Source organism: Pseudomonas sp. CLCA07 (assembly GCF_053615335.1).
This window is the reverse complement of sequence record NZ_CM132131.1, coordinates 569602-585481: the sequence shown is the minus strand read 5'-3', so window position 1 is coordinate 585481 and position 15880 is coordinate 569602. Positions and strand designations below refer to the sequence as shown.

At 57.9% G+C, this 15880-nt stretch carries 13 protein-coding genes; 8 read left to right on the top strand and 5 right to left on the bottom strand.

All coding sequences use genetic code 11. The features are described from left to right. The gene (locus tag ACWGZX_RS02740; RefSeq protein WP_452627195.1) at window positions 1-648 is read left to right on the top strand and encodes a TetR/AcrR family transcriptional regulator; all 648 of its coding nucleotides are present in this window, start codon (window positions 1-3) and stop codon (window positions 646-648) included. Here ACWGZX_RS02740 and ACWGZX_RS02735 read toward each other — a convergent pair. Continuing rightward, on the bottom strand, window positions 637-1905 hold the full coding sequence (locus tag ACWGZX_RS02735) for an NADH:flavin oxidoreductase/NADH oxidase family protein (RefSeq protein WP_452627194.1): 1269 nt from the start codon (window positions 1903-1905) through the stop codon (window positions 637-639). The genes ACWGZX_RS02740 and ACWGZX_RS02735 overlap by 12 nt on opposite strands. A 243-nt stretch (window positions 1906-2148) precedes the next feature. On the opposite strand from ACWGZX_RS02735, the gene ACWGZX_RS02730 reads away from it, so the two are divergent. The 7 genes from ACWGZX_RS02730 (at window position 2149) to ACWGZX_RS02700 (ending at window position 10002) form a co-directional block, all read left to right on the top strand. After that, window positions 2149-2763 (top strand): TetR/AcrR family transcriptional regulator, encoded by a 615-nt coding sequence (locus ACWGZX_RS02730; RefSeq protein ID WP_452627193.1) that lies wholly within the window; start codon window positions 2149-2151, stop codon window positions 2761-2763. 85 nt (window positions 2764-2848) lie between these two features. Continuing rightward, on the top strand, window positions 2849-3940 hold the full coding sequence (locus tag ACWGZX_RS02725; protein ID WP_452627192.1) for a VOC family protein: 1092 nt from the start codon (window positions 2849-2851) through the stop codon (window positions 3938-3940). 175 nt (window positions 3941-4115) lie between these two features. After that, complete coding sequence (locus tag ACWGZX_RS02720) at window positions 4116-5072, top strand: fumarylacetoacetate hydrolase family protein (RefSeq protein WP_452627191.1); 957 nt, start codon at window positions 4116-4118, stop codon at window positions 5070-5072. Further along, on the top strand, window positions 5072-6997 hold the full coding sequence (locus ACWGZX_RS02715) for an acyl-CoA synthetase (protein ID WP_452627190.1): 1926 nt from the start codon (window positions 5072-5074) through the stop codon (window positions 6995-6997). Before ACWGZX_RS02720 ends, ACWGZX_RS02715 begins: the two co-directional genes overlap by 1 nt. A 132-nt stretch (window positions 6998-7129) precedes the next feature. Further along, complete coding sequence (locus ACWGZX_RS02710) at window positions 7130-8449, top strand: outer membrane protein transport protein (RefSeq protein ID WP_452627189.1); 1320 nt, start codon at window positions 7130-7132, stop codon at window positions 8447-8449. A gap of 247 nt (window positions 8450-8696) precedes the next feature. Next, window positions 8697-9098 (top strand): hypothetical protein, encoded by a 402-nt coding sequence (locus tag ACWGZX_RS02705; protein WP_452627188.1) that lies wholly within the window; start codon window positions 8697-8699, stop codon window positions 9096-9098. Window positions 9099-9642: 544 nt separating this feature from the next. Then, window positions 9643-10002, top strand: a complete 360-nt coding sequence (locus ACWGZX_RS02700) for a DUF6124 family protein (RefSeq protein ID WP_452627187.1) — start codon at window positions 9643-9645, stop codon at window positions 10000-10002. Between the two features lie 222 nt (window positions 10003-10224). Here ACWGZX_RS02700 and ACWGZX_RS02695 read toward each other — a convergent pair whose 3' ends face one another. From ACWGZX_RS02695 to ACWGZX_RS02680, 4 genes are all read right to left on the bottom strand, one after another. After that, on the bottom strand, window positions 10225-11784 hold the full coding sequence (locus tag ACWGZX_RS02695) for an amino acid permease (protein WP_452627186.1): 1560 nt from the start codon (window positions 11782-11784) through the stop codon (window positions 10225-10227). A gap of 148 nt (window positions 11785-11932) precedes the next feature. After that, window positions 11933-13093, bottom strand: coding sequence for an iron-containing alcohol dehydrogenase (locus ACWGZX_RS02690; protein ID WP_223517692.1), 1161 nt, complete (start codon window positions 13091-13093; stop codon window positions 11933-11935). 3 nt (window positions 13094-13096) lie between these two features. Next, window positions 13097-14488, bottom strand: a complete 1392-nt coding sequence (locus tag ACWGZX_RS02685) for an aldehyde dehydrogenase family protein (protein WP_452627185.1) — start codon at window positions 14486-14488, stop codon at window positions 13097-13099. Window positions 14489-14495: 7 nt separating this feature from the next. Next, window positions 14496-15869, bottom strand: coding sequence for a glutamine synthetase family protein (locus tag ACWGZX_RS02680; protein WP_452627184.1), 1374 nt, complete (start codon window positions 15867-15869; stop codon window positions 14496-14498). Between the last annotated feature and the right edge of the window lie 11 nt (window positions 15870-15880).

Genomic DNA, 15880 nt, shown 5'->3' with positions numbered 1-15880 from the left:
ATGCATTCCCCCACACCTCCTTTAGAAGCTGCTGCGCCAGAACCTCTCACCAGGGGGCACAAGAAGCGTGAGCGCACCCGTCGCGGCCTGGTGGACGCGGCATTGCGTCTTATCGCGCGTAAGGAGGTGGGGGAGATCGCACTGCTTGAGGTAGCCGCGGAGGCAGCGGTATCCAACGGCACCATCTACAACTATTTTCGGACTCGCGACGAAGTACTCGAGGCGGTGGGCATTGCCATGGCCGCTGAGTTCTCTGACGCCATTTCCGTTTTGAACTCGGACGTGCAGTGCGGTGCGCAGCGGCTTTCGATCGGCGTACGTATGTTTGTATGTCGAGCCGCCGCCGACCACCAGTGGGCGAATGCGCTGCTGCGCATCATCCATTTCGACCAGGCAATGCGCTCGCGTTTGGCTGCCCATGTACTTGGCGATCTGCGAGAGGGATTGCGTGCGGGCACTTTTGCTTACGAGGATGAAGGGGTCGCCCTGGACATCGTTCTGTCGTGCACAACCGGAGCAATGCGCTCAGTTGTCGAGGGGCGTGCGGTGGCGGAGCACGATCTTCGGGTCGCGGAAATGATTCTCCAGGCTCTGGGCGTTACGCCTGCCAGAGCCAGGAAAATCGCCGGAAAGCCGCTACCCGCCTGATCTGGTGTCACCCTCGATCTGCCAGGCTTGATCAATCCATTTCCGATAACGCTTCGCCTGGCGACGAGACTTCAGCTGATTACCTATCAGTGCCATAAGTGGCGACGTCCCAGGCTGTGTCCGTTTCCCTTGGCTCAGCAAGCCAAGCTGCTTCTTGATCACAGACGCCACTGCGAGCGATGCCAGCGCCTTGTTCTTCCAGTGAACAACAATGGGCTCCACTTTGATGTCCCGACCTGCCATCCACTGTCTCGGCAGGGCAGGCTCGATTGCCAGCGCAGTAGCAAGCCCGACCATCGACACCGAGCCGCTCACCACTCGCTCCGCGACCTCCTTTCTACGCACGCCACCAGTGACCATCAGCGGCATGCGCGCTATTTCTCCTATTTTCTGCGCGATCTCGAGAAAATACGCTTCTCGAGCCAAGCGGCTGCCATCGCGGGTTTGCCCCTGCATCGCCGGGCTTTCGTAGCTACCACCAGACAACTCGACCAAGTCGACCGCCTTGGTATTGAGCATTTCCACTACACGAGCCGCATCCTCGGCATCGAAACCACCCCGCTGAAAATCAGCGGAATTGAGCTTCACCGCGACGCAAAAGCTCGGTGCTACTCGCTGACTTATTGCGTCGATGGTTTGCAGCAGAATTTGTGCACGATTTTCCAGGCTGCCGCCCCAGCGGTCGTTTCGCTGGTTGGTCAAGGGCGACAGGAATTGGCTGAATAGATAGCCATGCGCTGCATGAATCTCCACGCCAGTGAATCCGGCGCGCTCTGCCAACACCGCTGATTGGGTATAGCGCTCGATCAGCTCATCGATCTCCTGCTCTTTCAAGGCCCTGGGCGGCACAAAAGCTTTTGACAGTCCGGGGATATCGACCGCAACTGCGGAGGGGCCCCTTGCCGGTTGCCCCATTGAGGCCAATAGCTGCCGTCCGGGATGATTGATTTGCATCCAGGCCTGGGCCCCACGACTGCGACAGGCATCGGCCCATAGCCGGAAATTCACCAGGTTCCGATCGTCCTCAAGCACCACGCCAGCCGGTCCGGTCAAGGCGTGGCGATCAACCATGACGTTACCAGTAATGATCAGACCGGCTCCACCCTCAGCCCAACGCCGATAAAGCTTAACCAACGCTTCCCCTGGAGCGTGATCCTCATTGGCAAGATTCTCCTCCATGGCAGCCTTGGCGATTCGGTTTGGAATCACCGTGCCGTTAGGCAATCGAAGCGGTTTGAAGAGCTTTGAGCCGGTCATGTTCTGTCCTTCAGCTAATGAAAAGTCGGCCAGCCATCGCAGGGCTTGATGTGCCGAGAAGGCAAGCCTGAAACACAACACAATTGAACATGCGTGTTCAATTGTGTCAATGGAGCAGGACTTTAATTGACCTGGCTGCTCGCCGACTTTCAGACGGAAACACCTAAACGTTTAAAAATAGGGTTGACGTAAATTGAACACAGGTGTTCAATCGGTCCATAAGGTAATCCTGGAGAGAGAACCGTGGAATCCCTAAATCCAACACAGCGCCGCATTCATCAAGCCGCCTTTCGCCTGTTCGCTGAACGAGGCACCTCACAAGTGAACATTCTCGACCTCGCACAAGAGGCAGGAGTGGCGCGCGGAACGGTCTATAGCAACATCGATAGCATGGAAAGCCTGTTCGAGGCGGTCGCCAGCCATCTTGCGAGGGAGATGCATGAGCGCGTCAACAAGAGCTTCGATTCACTGTCTGATCCCGCTCAGCGCCTGGCCAATGGCATTCGTCTCTTCATTCGTCGAGCGCACGAAGACTCCCAATGGGGGGCATTCATCCATAAATTCGCCATGAGCAATTCTGCGTTGCGCGAAATGTTTAGCAGCCAAGCGACTACGGATCTTCTGAGCGGGCTTTCCACTGGACGCTACACGTTTGCGCAGGAGCAATTGCTCTCAGTACTGACGCTGATATCGAGCAGCGTTCTTGGCTCAATTTTCCTGGTGCTGGAAGGTCACAGAACGTGGCGCGAGTCGGGCTCTGATACCGCCGAGCTGGTGCTGCGGGCATTGGGTGTGCCGCCAGAGGAGGCTCGTGCGTTGGCGACCATAGAGTTGCCGGCACTTCCATCTCTCGACTGAGCCCTTAACTGAATTGATTAAATAAACCCCTGGTTTTTCAGGGGTTCGGGACAGCTTTGCCCTAAAAACCCGGAAAACAACAACAATGAACAACAAAAACGAATTGCACCGGTTGGCGACACCACATCCCGCGCGGCATCCGCAGCCGACGGTAAAGGCCCAGGATCTGACTCACCTGATTTTCCAACGGCCGGATTTGAATGAGGCGGCGCGTTTCCTGACTGACTTTGGCCTGACGGTAAGTAGGCAGGACGCCGATACGCTCTATCTACGCGCCACCGACGCCACTTCATACTGTTACCGCGTCCAACGGGCCGACTATGCTCGTTTTATAGGATTCGGACTTGCAGTGCAGTCTTTAGAGGACCTGGAAAAACTCACTCGAATCCCAGGGGCGTCATCGGTAGAGAAGTCGGAACATCCTGGCAAAGGGTATTACGTCAGACTGACCGATCCTTCCGGTTTCATTGTGGAAGCCATTTGCGACCAGACTCCAAGTGAAACTCTTGAACATAGAGCTCCTCTTCCTTGGAATCTGGCGCATCAGCAACCGCGAATCAACGCCACGCAGCGCCCACCGATTGCTCCGCCTGAAGTACTCAGGCTTGGCCACATCGTGATTGAAGTGGCCGAATACCAAGCGACCTGTGCCTGGTATACGCGCCATTTCGGGTTTATTCCCAGCGATGTCCAAGTACTCCCCGACGGCACACCTATCGTCGCCTTCATGCGCCTTGACCTCGGTGAAATTCCCGCGGCGCACCATACGCTCGCAATAGCGCAAGGGTTCATGGCGACCTATAGCCATAGCGCCTATGAGGTCGTCGATGCAGACGCGGTGGGAATGGGGCAGCGCGTGCTGCAGGAGCGGGGTTGGGAGCACTCATGGGGCATCGGCCGACACATTCTGGGTAGTCAGATCTTCGATTACTGGCAAGACCCATGGGGCGATAAGCACGAGCATTACTGCGACGGGGATATTTTCACGGCCACTCGGCCTACGGGCATTCATCCGGTGAGCCCCGAGGCAATGGCCCAGTGGGGGCAGCGCATGCCCAAGAGTTTTACAAAACCCAAGATGAGCTTAACCAATCTGCTTCTGTTGATCCGCAACCTGCGACGCAGCCCGGACCTGACAATTCGAAAGTTGGTAACACTCATGCGGATGTTTGGATAGAGCTGCCGCCATGTCGGACAACTCAACCCAGTATGGCCGGCGGGAAGTGCTTAAAGCCGGCGCTTTGATCGCTGGCGGCTCGTTGGTCTGCACCGTTGTCAGCCCCCCTTCAGAACAACACCACAGTTCTCGCGCCCCCGAGCGCGGGACAAACGCCGCTCCAGGAGTACCTTCAATGTCTGCTGTACACGTAGTCCGCTTTGAATTTCAGAACGGTATCCACTGGGGCGTGCTTCGCCAGGGCCGTATCACGATCATCCCCGGTGTTTTTGAAACCACCGGTGACTTCATTCGCCAGAACAGTATCGACGACCTCGCTCAACTGAAAGGCTCGGAGTTGGAGGAGGGCGAAGTGAAACTGCTGTCGCCGGTGACCCGTAACCAGCAGTTCGTCTGCCAGGGCGCCAATTACCGTCAGCACATGATCGAATCAGGCATGGACCCGGACGCGAAGAAATTCAACATGATCTTCACCAAGGCGACGAGTTGCCTGGTGGCGGCTGACAGCGACCTGATCAAGCCGCGCACCGTGCGCTTCCTTGACTACGAGATTGAACTGGGGCTTGTGATGAAACGCGCGATCACCGGTTCCGTGTCTGTCACTGACGCCAATCTGCATGAGTTCATCGCCGGCGTTGTCATTGTCAATGACTATTCGGCCCGCGACATTCAGATTCCCCAGATGCAGTTCTACAAGGGCAAGAGCTTCCGCACTTTCGGCCCGGTCGGTCCCTACCTCTGTCTTCTGGATGCCAAGGACATGCATTACCTCAAAGCACTACAGCTGCGTCTGACAGTCAACGACCAGGTGCGACAGAGCGACAGCACGGCCAACCTGGTTTACGGTCCCGCTGAAACCCTTACCGAACTATCCTCCTTGCAAGACCTCGCCGCTGGAGACTTGATCGCCACCGGTACTCCGGCTGGCTGTGCGCTAACGATTCCTTCGCCTGCCAAACAGCGCATTGCGGCTCTGATGCCAGAAGCTACCAAGTGGAAACTTTTTCTCAAGGCGCAGGAGAGCCGGTCGCAGTATCTCAAGCCGGGTGACGTGGTCGAGGCGCGCATTCGCAGCGCCGATGGTGTGATCGACCTCGGTGTGCAACGCAACCGAGTCGTGGGGGAAGCCTGATGGTGGTGCAGACCCTGAGCGACATTGAAAATCTTGAACGAGTCCCCTTGTCGGAGCGTGGCCTGGCTTCCAGCACATATGAAGCTCTTCGGCAGGTGGCCGAGTGCATCCCCCAGGCACCGGCGCTAAGCTTCTTCACCGATGCCGCCGATTTCAGACGCACCGTTGAGTGGAACTACTCCCAACTCTTCGCGGATATCACCCGCGCGGCAAATGCCTTCCATGACCTGGGCATAAAACCGGGCGAGGTGCTTGCCTTCATCCTGCCCAACCTGCCAGAAACCCATTTCACTATATGGGGCGGGGAGGCGGCGGGCATCGTCATGGCGATCAACCCTCTGCTTGAGGCCAAGCAGATGGCCGGCTTGCTGAATGCCGCGAAGGCATCTGTGGTGGTGACGCTTGCGCCGACTGCGGGCAGCGATCTGTGGCCCAAACTGGCTTCGCAGCTGGATCAGTTACCCACGGTCAGGTCTGTCGTTTGGGTCAGCATGGAGTCCTATGTCGCCGAACCTGTGCGTGGGGCTCTGAAAGCCGTGGCACTGAAGGAGCGAGACTTGCACCGCGGCATCCCGATCCACGATTGGCGGTCGCTGATGAATGCTCAGCCGCACACACACCTGAAGAGCGGTCGGCAAATCCGCCAGGATGAATGCTCTTCCTACATCTGCACGGGCGGCACCACCGGGCTCCCCAAGATCGCCGCGCGTACCCATGGCTCTGAAGTATTCAATGCATGGTCTGTGGCCGCTCACTTGCAGCCACGCAGCTGTGGTCAGGTTATCTTTTGTGGCCTGCCGCTATTTCATGTCAATGGACAACTGGTTACTGGACTGATGCCTTGGACTCAAGGCGACCATGTGATCCTCGGGACGCCTCTTGGGTATCGTGGCGAGGGGGTGATTCCACGATTCTGGGAGATGGTCGAGCACTTCGGTATCAACCTCTTTTCCGGCGTGCCAACTGTCTACGCTGCACTTTTGCAAAATGAATGGCAGGGCCGCGACCTGTCCAGTCTTCGCTTCGCAATGTGTGGCGCCGCACCCATGCCGGCCGAGCTTTTCCGAGAGTTCGAGCGTCGGACCGGGGTAAAGATTCTTGAAGGCTACGGTCTTACTGAGGGCGCCTGCGTCTCCTCAATCAATCCGCCCCATGGCGAGCGTCATATCGGCTCCATTGGAATACGGATCGCCTACCAGAAAATGCGTGCGGTCTTGCTTAATGATTCTGGGGAGTACCTGCGCGACGCCAATGTGGATGAGATCGGTCTCATCACGATCAGTGGTCCGAATCTCTTCGATGGCTATCTGGAGGCGCGTCATAACCAGGGCCTTTGGATCGATATCGACGGTCAGCGCTGGTTGAATACGGGCGATCTGGGTCGCCAGGATGCGCAGGGTTACTTCTGGCTGACCGGACGCAAGAAGGAGTTGATCATTCGCGGCGGCCACAACATCGATCCCAAGCAAATCGAGGAGGCTCTGCAGACGCATCCCGCTGTCGCCTTGGCCGCTGCAATCGGCAGCCCCGATGCCTACTCGGGCGAGGTGCCGGTCGCCTACGTTCAACTGCGCCCCGGGCAAACCTGCAACGCCGAAGAACTTGTGGCATTCGCTCAGATCAACATCAGCGAGCGGGCAGCCGTTCCTAAGCGCATTGAGATTCTCGAAGCGTTGCCACTGACGGCGGTTGGCAAAATCTTCAAGCCCGCCTTGCAGCAGCGCGAGGTAACCCGAGTAGTTCGGCAGGAAGTGGAACGTATGTGTCTGCAGGATGTTGAGGTAGAGGTGTTACAGGATGCACGACGCGGGCTAGTCGCATGCATCCGGGCGGGAGGCAATCAGGAGGCCCTGGCCCTTCAACTAGGACGGTATAGCTTCCAAGTGGAGTGGATAACTGAGAGCGAGTCCGCCTCTATAAGTTAAGCAAACATGCCCTGACATTCATTAGCCAGGGCCATTTTTACAACTTCGATCAACTCCAACTGGCACTGAGATGTGCATGGGAAGGCGAAGCCTTGCCTGTGTGCAACCAACAAAAAGAATAAGGTGTGGACAATGAAAGTGAATAACCGCGCGATCCTGTGTTTCTTTGATCAACAAGGGTTTACTTCCTGGATCAAGTTTGCCGGCGCTGTAGCCATACTCACCGCTTCAACAACTGCGGGCGCCAATGGCATTGCCCTGAACGAACAAAGTGCAAGCAGTGCGGGAACTGCTTATGCGGGAAGGTCGTCTTCCGCGCTGGATGCCAGCACTATCTTTGGAAATCCTGCAGGCTTGACCAAGTTGAAGCGTAGTGAGATTTCCGGCGGCGCCGCGGTCGTCTCGGTGAGCGACGACATTAGCAATGCGCAAAGCAGTGCCCCAGGAACGAATAAGGGCGACTCGGTCCCTTTGGGGGTTGTGCCCTTCGCCTATATGTCGACGCCGCTTGACGATCGTTTTTCGATTGGTCTGGGCCTTTATGCTCCGAGTGGTCTGATCAATGATTACGAGAGCAGTTTTCAGGGCCGTTACCATGGTTCCTATAGCACGACCAAGGAAATAACCCTGCAGCCCACCATTGCCTATCGGATCAATGATTACGTGTCCATTGGTGGCGGACCGACCATAAACCGTTTCAATGCAAAGCTTCAGAATTACCTGGCCACCGGCGCCCTGAACAACGGCCAGGACACACTGGTTACCATCAAAGGCGATGACACGGCACTTGGCTACAACGTCGGCGTCTTGTTTGATTTGAGTGATGCGACCCGTTGGGGGATTAACTATCACTCGAAGGTGAGCTATGAACTCAAAGGGCATACTGAGGTTACCGGCTCCCCGAGCGTTGTACCGCTGGACGGAAATTATGACAACAAGATAGACATCACTATGCCCGAATCCGTGGACACGTCTATCACCCATCATTTCAATAGTCGCTGGACGGGATACGTGGGGACCACCTGGAAACGTTGGAGCCGGATCAAGAAGGTCGAGGCAGTCAACAGCGGTCTTTCCCCCTTGGGTCAGGCGGCTGGTCTGGGAAGTGTGACCGAAGAAATGAACTGGCACGACACTTGGTCCACCGCAGTTGGCGCATCCTGGCAATTGAACCAACAATGGCTGCTGCGTGCAGGCTACGCCTATGATCCGTCGCCGATTAGAAATGCCGATCGCAGCGTGCGCGTTCCGGTTGGGAATCGCCAAGCCGTGACCTTGGGTGGCGCTTATTCGCCGAATGCCGATCTGACGATAGACTTTGCTTATGGTTATCTCTGGGATTCCAAAGTCTCAGTAAAGCAGTCGAACAACACCGGTCTTCAACCTGAATACAGTGCCAGCTACGAAAACAGTGCGAATGGAATTTCAGTGCAGGCAACTTATCGGTATTAATCGAGCTTTCTATTGCGGCTCTCGTGATGGGCGGGAGCACTGTGGGGACATGGGTATGCATTAATTTTTATACCATCTACACTCTTCTATAAGTGTCGGAATCGAAGGGCTCGCTCTCAGAAAAAACGCACATCGCATTAGAGAAATGGCTTTTAGCACTTGCTGTGGTGGCGTTGGAGCGTGGAGACTTAACTCAGGAGCTTAAAAGGTCGACCTTGGAATAAATTATTAGTAACAAAGGAGAAAAATGGAACTGTCTGATGCGATTTCATATTTCCGATACTCCTTAGATCAAGCGCACAAATTTTGGGGTTATTATCAAGCTATCACTGCAGCAGCAGTAGCTTTCGCGTGGGCATCGACTAAACCTCCAACCGAATTACTGATCGGACTTGCTATCGTGTATTTATTATTTTCATTGCTGAACTGTCGGCTGATCATGGCGTCCCAAGTGGCCGCGCTCGAAATCTGGCGCTCATTACAAGATTACAAAAGAAGTCCAACAGAAACAAAGCCAAGCAAATTTCTGTCGCTTCTAGAATTAAACAAACCCGATAATCCGAGACTTGTGGCTGGCATGCAGATTACTCTCAGCATATTCGCAACAATGGCTATATTGGTCAGGATTAAATTTGTTGGCTGTACTTAACAAGAAATCCACATCGTTTATTCACGGGGGTTAGCAAAAACTGCTGTTATTCGAATCAGGTAAATGACTCAATAGACGACGCTGCCAACACACTCGCGACGATCACCCTTATAAATACGACAGTGGCTTCCTGGAGGCTTTCCCAGCTTTCATCGCTTGTAGGACGAGCGTGTCAGCTCATTCAACAACTCTTGAGGGGCGTGTTTAAACGACCTCAAGGTTACGTCCTGAAAGCTACAAGACCTTGCGCGTTTGCCTACGGCTACGCCAGAATCCGCCGGCTTGTGCGCCTTGGTGCTGCTCGGTAACTTGATTCCCGTCACTGCCCATCAGTGATCGGGTTTAGTCGCCCGTGGTTACGTGAGGCGCATTTTGCGGTCCAGACAGTCAGGTATTTTCCATACCTGCGCTTGATGGCAGCTGTGCGCAGGGCGCCTTCGGGCGCGCCGGTTTCGCGTCTCCCCGGTCGACTAACCTGCGTACAGCTGCCACCCCTTGTTTAGTCGCAAGTTGGTGACGGCTCCATTTTTTTGGAGACCACACTATGTTCAAAGTAACGCCCAACCCACCAGACACCGATCCAGTGTCCCCGTACGAATCCGATTCAAAAAAACTCAACGAGGCCGCCGAACGCGCCCTCAACTTCCACTTCCCGTCGAACGCCGACATCAAAGCCACCAAGCGAACGCGCAGTACTCTGTTTTCCGTGGACCCAGAAGCCACTGCCGAAACCCTGGCCGTATTTTTGGTCGAGACGCTGGCATCGGTCGATGTGATGATTCATCAGTTGGTGGATCATCTGGAGGGGGAGTCGCGCTATGCGTTGTTGGGCATTTCCAACAGCATCATGGTGGCGGAGATTACGGCGAACCGGGTGCTGGATAAAGTTGAGCCCTCCGTGTAACCGCTGTCCTGTGGTGAGGGGGCAAGCTCTCTCATGAGTTACGCAATTTCTGTAGCAGCTGGCGAAGCCTGCGTCCGGCTGCAAAGCAGTCGTGAAATCAGACGATGCGGTGTTTCAGGAAGACCGCAAACTCAGGTTTTACGACTGCTACGCCCGAGCGCGGACCGGCCGACGCAGGCTTCGCCAGCTGCTACGGGTTGCGTGCAGCTTCAGCTATCCGCTTCAAGCGCGTTTATCCAACGCCGCCTCAGCCGCTGCGATTTGCGCCTGGCGCTGGACAATCATGTCGCCCACCGGCGGCCCCTGGAAGCGCCGGGCTTCAAAACCGAACCAGACAATCGCCGTCAGCACCAGGAAACCAATGGTGATGTACAGCGCCCAATCATTCGGTGGCTGAATGCCGATGATGAAAATGATCACCATCGAAAGCACTGAGAGCAGGGCGAACACGGTGTACCAGAAGCGCCCCATGTTCCACGGGCCCATGGTTGGCCACTTCGCGGTCCCGAAGGTAAACAGGCCCAGCACGATGGGGATGACGAAGGAGAAGAACAGGAAGATCACTGTGCAGGACACCACGATGGTGTAGACCGGCGTTTCACCGATCGAGATCACCGATGAGCCCCAGACGAACAACACCGCGAGGGTGGCACCGGTCCAGATCGCTGCCACCGGGCTGCGAAAGGTTGGTGAGACCGAGGCCAGCGCTTTGGAGCAGGGCAGGCCGCCGTCACGGGAGAACGCGAAGATCATCCGTGAAACCGAGGTCACGGTCGCCAGCCCGCAGAGAAACTGCGAGATGAAAATCGCCACGTACAGCGCGAGCTTCACGGTTGGGTTGACCTGAGTGTCCATCGCCCAGAAAAACACGGTCCAGCCATGTGACGCGGCTTCATCCATGCTTGGCAGCATCAGCACAAACGAGCTGAGCATCACCCAGCCGAACAGCAACGACCAGACCACCGACATGACCATGCCGCGTGGCACTGACATGGCGGCATTGCGGGTCTCTTCCGAGGTGTGCGCGGAGGCGTCATAGCCGGTGATGGTGTAGATCGGCAACAGCAGGCCGAGCATGAAAATCCAGCCGTTCGACACCTGCGGCCAGACGCTGCCACCCGCCTCGCCGGAGTAGTTGCTGAAGGTCCACAACCGCGCGAATTCATAACTGGGTGCCGAGATCAGGCAGACGATGGTCAGCGCCAGCGCCGTGGCGAAAATCAGGTAGCCGGAGAAGTCGGTGAGCTTGGCGGTCAGGCCGATCCCCAAGTGGTTACACAAGGCCTGAAGACCGGTCAGCACCGCGAGGAAAATCACCCGGACCGTGGTCGTGTCTTCCATGCCCAGCGCCGGTCCGAAGGCACCGAAAAAGAAGTAGTAAGTACCGACGTTGATCGCTCCCAATACTGTGACCAACCCCAACAGGTTGAACCACGCGGTGAGCCAGCCGGTGAAGCGGTTGCCGAGAATCGAACCCCAGTGATACAGACCGCCCGCGGTGGGATACGCCGAGGAAATCTGCGCCATGGCCATGGCGAACACCCCGGAGATCAGGCAGCCGATTGGCCAGCCGATGCCGATGGAGGCGCCGCCTGCGCCGGAGGTGCCCTGGGCGAGGGAGTTGATGCCCCCGGAGAGGATGCAGATGATTGAAAAGGAAATCGCAAAGTTGGAGAAAACGCCCATTCGTCGCGACAGCTGCTGGGCGTAGCCCATGCTGTGCAGCACTTTGACGTCATCGTCATGCGGCGCGTCAGTGCCGGGCTGGATTGCTGGATTCATGTTGTGTGCCCCATCAGGTTTTGATACGCATCCATCCGGAATGCCGGACGGGCTGGCCTTCAACCCCTTGTCGTACTGCTCCTGTCTCCAACCGGTACAACCTGCCCGTGCGCTGCATTCAAATGTTGAGCACAGGCAGTCAACTGCTCTAAAGGCGGCCGTGATACGCCGCGTCGAAAATCTCTGCCGCACCGGCCTTCGTCAATGGCAACGGATTGCCGCTGGCGGAAGGGTCGACAACGGCCATGTCCGCGATCAGGTCGGCCTGTTGGTCATCCACCCCCAACTGCACCAGCGTGTGAGGCACGCCGATGTCTTTGCGCAGTTTGAGGATGAAGGCCAGGAAACTGTCGAAGCCGGGGGAGGGCAGGCGCAAATAGGCAGCCAGGCGCGTGATGCGTTCTTCGATGGCCGGGCGATTGAATTTGAGAACGTAGGGCATGAAGGTCGCATTGGTCATGCCGTGATGGGTGTCATACAGCGCGCCCACCGGATGCGAAAGGGCATGCATCCCGCCCAGTCCTTTCTGGAACGCGGTGGCGCCCATCGCCGCCGCCGCGAGCATGTGCGCGCGCGCATCAAGGTCGGACGGCGTGTGCACGGCGCGCACCAGTGCGTTGGCCACCAGGCGCATGCCTTCCACGGCGATGCCGTCGGCCAGGGGGTGGAAACCGGGGGCGCAGTAGGCTTCCAGGCAATGGGCCAAGGCGTCCATGCCGGTGCCGGCGGTGACTTTTGCTGGCATGCCGACGCTCAGGGCCGGGTCGCTGATGACCACGCGCGGCATCATTTTCGGGTGGAAGATGATGCGTTTGGTGTGGGTGGCCTCGTCGATGATCACCGCTGCACGGCCCACTTCCGACCCCGTGCCCGCCGTGGTCGGCACCGCAATCACCGGGGCGATGCGGCTTTCGTCGGCACGGGTCCAGTAGTCGCCGATGTCTTCGAAATCCCAGACCGGCCGAGTCTGGCCGCTCATGAAGGCGATGAGTTTGCCCATGTCCAGGCCACTGCCGCCACCGAAGGCGATCACGCCATCGTGGTTGCCGGCGCGCCAGGCGTCGAGGCCGCCGGCGAGGTTGGCTTCGACCGGGTTGGGCTTGAGGTCGCAAAATAATTCGACGCCCAGGCCGGCGGTGCGCAGGGCTTCCAGGGTGGCGATGGTCATCGGCGCACGCGCCAGGCCACTGTCGGTGACCAGCAGCGGGCGCTCGATTCCTTGGCTGCGGCAGGTGTCGGCGAGTTCGGCGATGCGGCCGACACCAAAGCGGATGCTTGTGGGGTAATTCCAGTTCGCGGTCAGGCTCATGGCTCAAATCTCGTGGCGCAAATGGAAGGATTTGGCGCGGGTCAGGTGTTCGTAACCGAGGCGCGACAGGGTGACGCCGCGCCCGCTGTTTTTCACCCCGGTCCAGGCCAAGGCCGGGTCTAGGTAGTCGCAGCGGTTCATGAATACGGTGCCAGTGTCGATCTCATTACCCAGGCGTTCAGCGGCGGCAAGGTCCTGGGTCCAGATCGAGGCGCTGAGCCCGAACTCGCTGTCATTCATCAAGGCGATGGCTTCGTCGTCGCCGTCCACCGGCATGATGCCGACCACGGGACCAAAGCTTTCCTCGCGCATGACCGACATGTGGTGAGTGACATCGACCAGGACCTGCGGCGCGAGGTAGGCGCTGCCCGGTACGTCAGCGGGAAATGCTTGGGGTTCAATCAGTGCCTTGGCACCTTGGGCCAGCGCTTCGGCGATCTGACCGCGTACGAAATCAGCGGCTGCCGGGGTGACCAAGGGGCCGAGCGTGGTGGCTTCGTCCAGTGGGTTGCCGAGCACGTATTGGCGGGTCAGGGCAGCGAAACGCTCGATGAAAGCTGGGTAGATTTTCTTGTCGACGTAAATGCGTTCGATGGCGCAGCAGCTCTGACCGGAATTGAAGAAGCTGCCATCCACCAGGTTTTCTACTGCATGGTCGAGATTGGCATCTGCGCGCACGTAGGCCGGGTCTTTGCCGCCGAGCTCCAGGCCGACGCCGAGGAAGCGCCCGGTGGCTGCGGTTTCCATGGCCTTGCCGGCACCGACGGAACCGGTGAAATTGACTTGATGAACACGTCCGGAGCCAATGATTGCGGCGGTCTGGTTGTGATCGAGCAGCAGGTTGTGAAACAGACCGGCGGGCAGGTTGGCGCGGGCCATGGCCTCGGCGAACCGTTCACCCACCAGCAACGTTTGCGACGCGTGTTTGAGGATGACGCTGTTGCCGGCCATCAGCGCTGGAATGATCGTATTCACGGCGGTCAGGTAGGGGTAATTCCACGGTGCGACCACCAGCACCGTACCCAGTGGATCACGTTGGATGTGCCGTCGAAAACCGCTGACCGGGGTGGGCTCAACCGACGCCAAGGCTTCAGGCGCAATGGCGATCATATGCCGGGCGCGCTCTTCAAAACCGCGCAGCTCGCCCGCGCCAAAGTGCACCGGGCGACCCATTTGCCAGGCCAGTTCCGGCACGATGTCAGCCTTCATCGCCAGCATCGCGTCCACCACCGCACTGCAAAAAGCGGCACGTTCGCTCAGTGGCCGGCGTTTCCATTGCGCTTGGGCGGTGGCGGCCACCGTCAGAGCCTGTTCGATTTGCGTCGCGTCGGCGTAGTGGCGTTCGGCGTATACCCGGCCATCGACCGGGGAGATGAGTTGAATGGTTGCCGTCATGGTGACCTCAATAACGTTCAAAGCCGCGCTGCAGTTCCCAGTCGGTGATCCGCCGGTCGTACTCTTTCTGCTCCCATTCGGCGGTGTGCACGTAGTGGTCGATCACCTCGTCCCCGAATGCTTCGCGCAACATGGCGGAGGTCTGGAGTGCGGCGCAGGCTTCGCGCAAGGTCTTGGAGACTTCCGGCAAGTGTTCATCGAGGTAGGCGTCGCCTTCAAAGGGCGGTGTGAGGGTGAGCTTCTCGTCGATCCCGGCCAGGCCCGCTGCGATCAGGGCTGCGAAGGCCAGATACGGGTTGAGGTCGGCGCCGCCGATGCGGCATTCGATGCGGATGGATTTGCTGCTTTCGGCACACAGACGAAAGCCGGCGGTGCGATTGTCCCGACTCCATACCGCCCGCGTCGGCGCAAACGTGCCGGCCTGGAAGCGCTTGTACGAGTTGATGTAGGGCGCGAGAAAACAGGTGATGTCGTTGGCGTACTTGAGTTGCCCTGCGACCCAGGAACGCATCAGTGTCGACATGCCGAATTCGGCCTTGGCATCGAAGAACAACGGCTTTTTACCGTTCTTGTCCCACAGCGAATTATGAATGTGGCTACTGGAACCGGCGGCGTCATAGCGCCACTTGGCCATGAAGGTGATCGCCTTGCCTTGCAGTTGCGCGATCTCTTTGCAGGCGTGTTTGATGATGACGTGGTGGTCGGCCATGGTCAGCGCATCGGCGTAGCGGATGTTGATCTCTTCCTGTCCGGGACCCCATTCACCCTTGGAGTTTTCCACGGGAATGCCGCTGGCCTGCAGATGCTTGCGAATCGCCCGCAGCACCGGCTCTTCGCGGGTGGTCTGCAGGATGTTGTAATCCTCGATGTAATGGCCGGCGGTTTTTGGCTTGTGGTAGTTGCGCTCGTGGATGGCCTCGTAGCTCTCGTCGAACAGATAGAACTCCAGTTCCGAGGCGAACATGCCGGTATAGCCACGCTCGCGCAGGCGTTCGATCTGCTTCTTCAGGATCGCCCGCGGGCTGTGCGGCAAATCGCGTCGATGGTGGTGATCGAGCACGTCGCAGAGCACCAGCGCCGTGCACTCCAGCCACGGCACCCGGCGCAAGGTGGACATGTCGGGCTTGAGCACAAAGTCGCCATAGCCTTTGCTCCAGCTGGCGGCGGCGTAACCCGGCACGGGTTCCATGTCGATGTCGTCGGCCAGCAGGTAGTTGCAGCAGTGGGTTTCTTCATGGCCGCTGTCGATAAAAAACTCGACCTGGAATCGCTTGCCGACCAGGCGTCCCTGCATGTCGACCATGCAGACCAGTACGGTATCGATTTCGCCGGACACGGCGGCACGCTTCAATTCATCAAAGCTGAGGAGGGGCTCGGTCATCACGTCAGTCC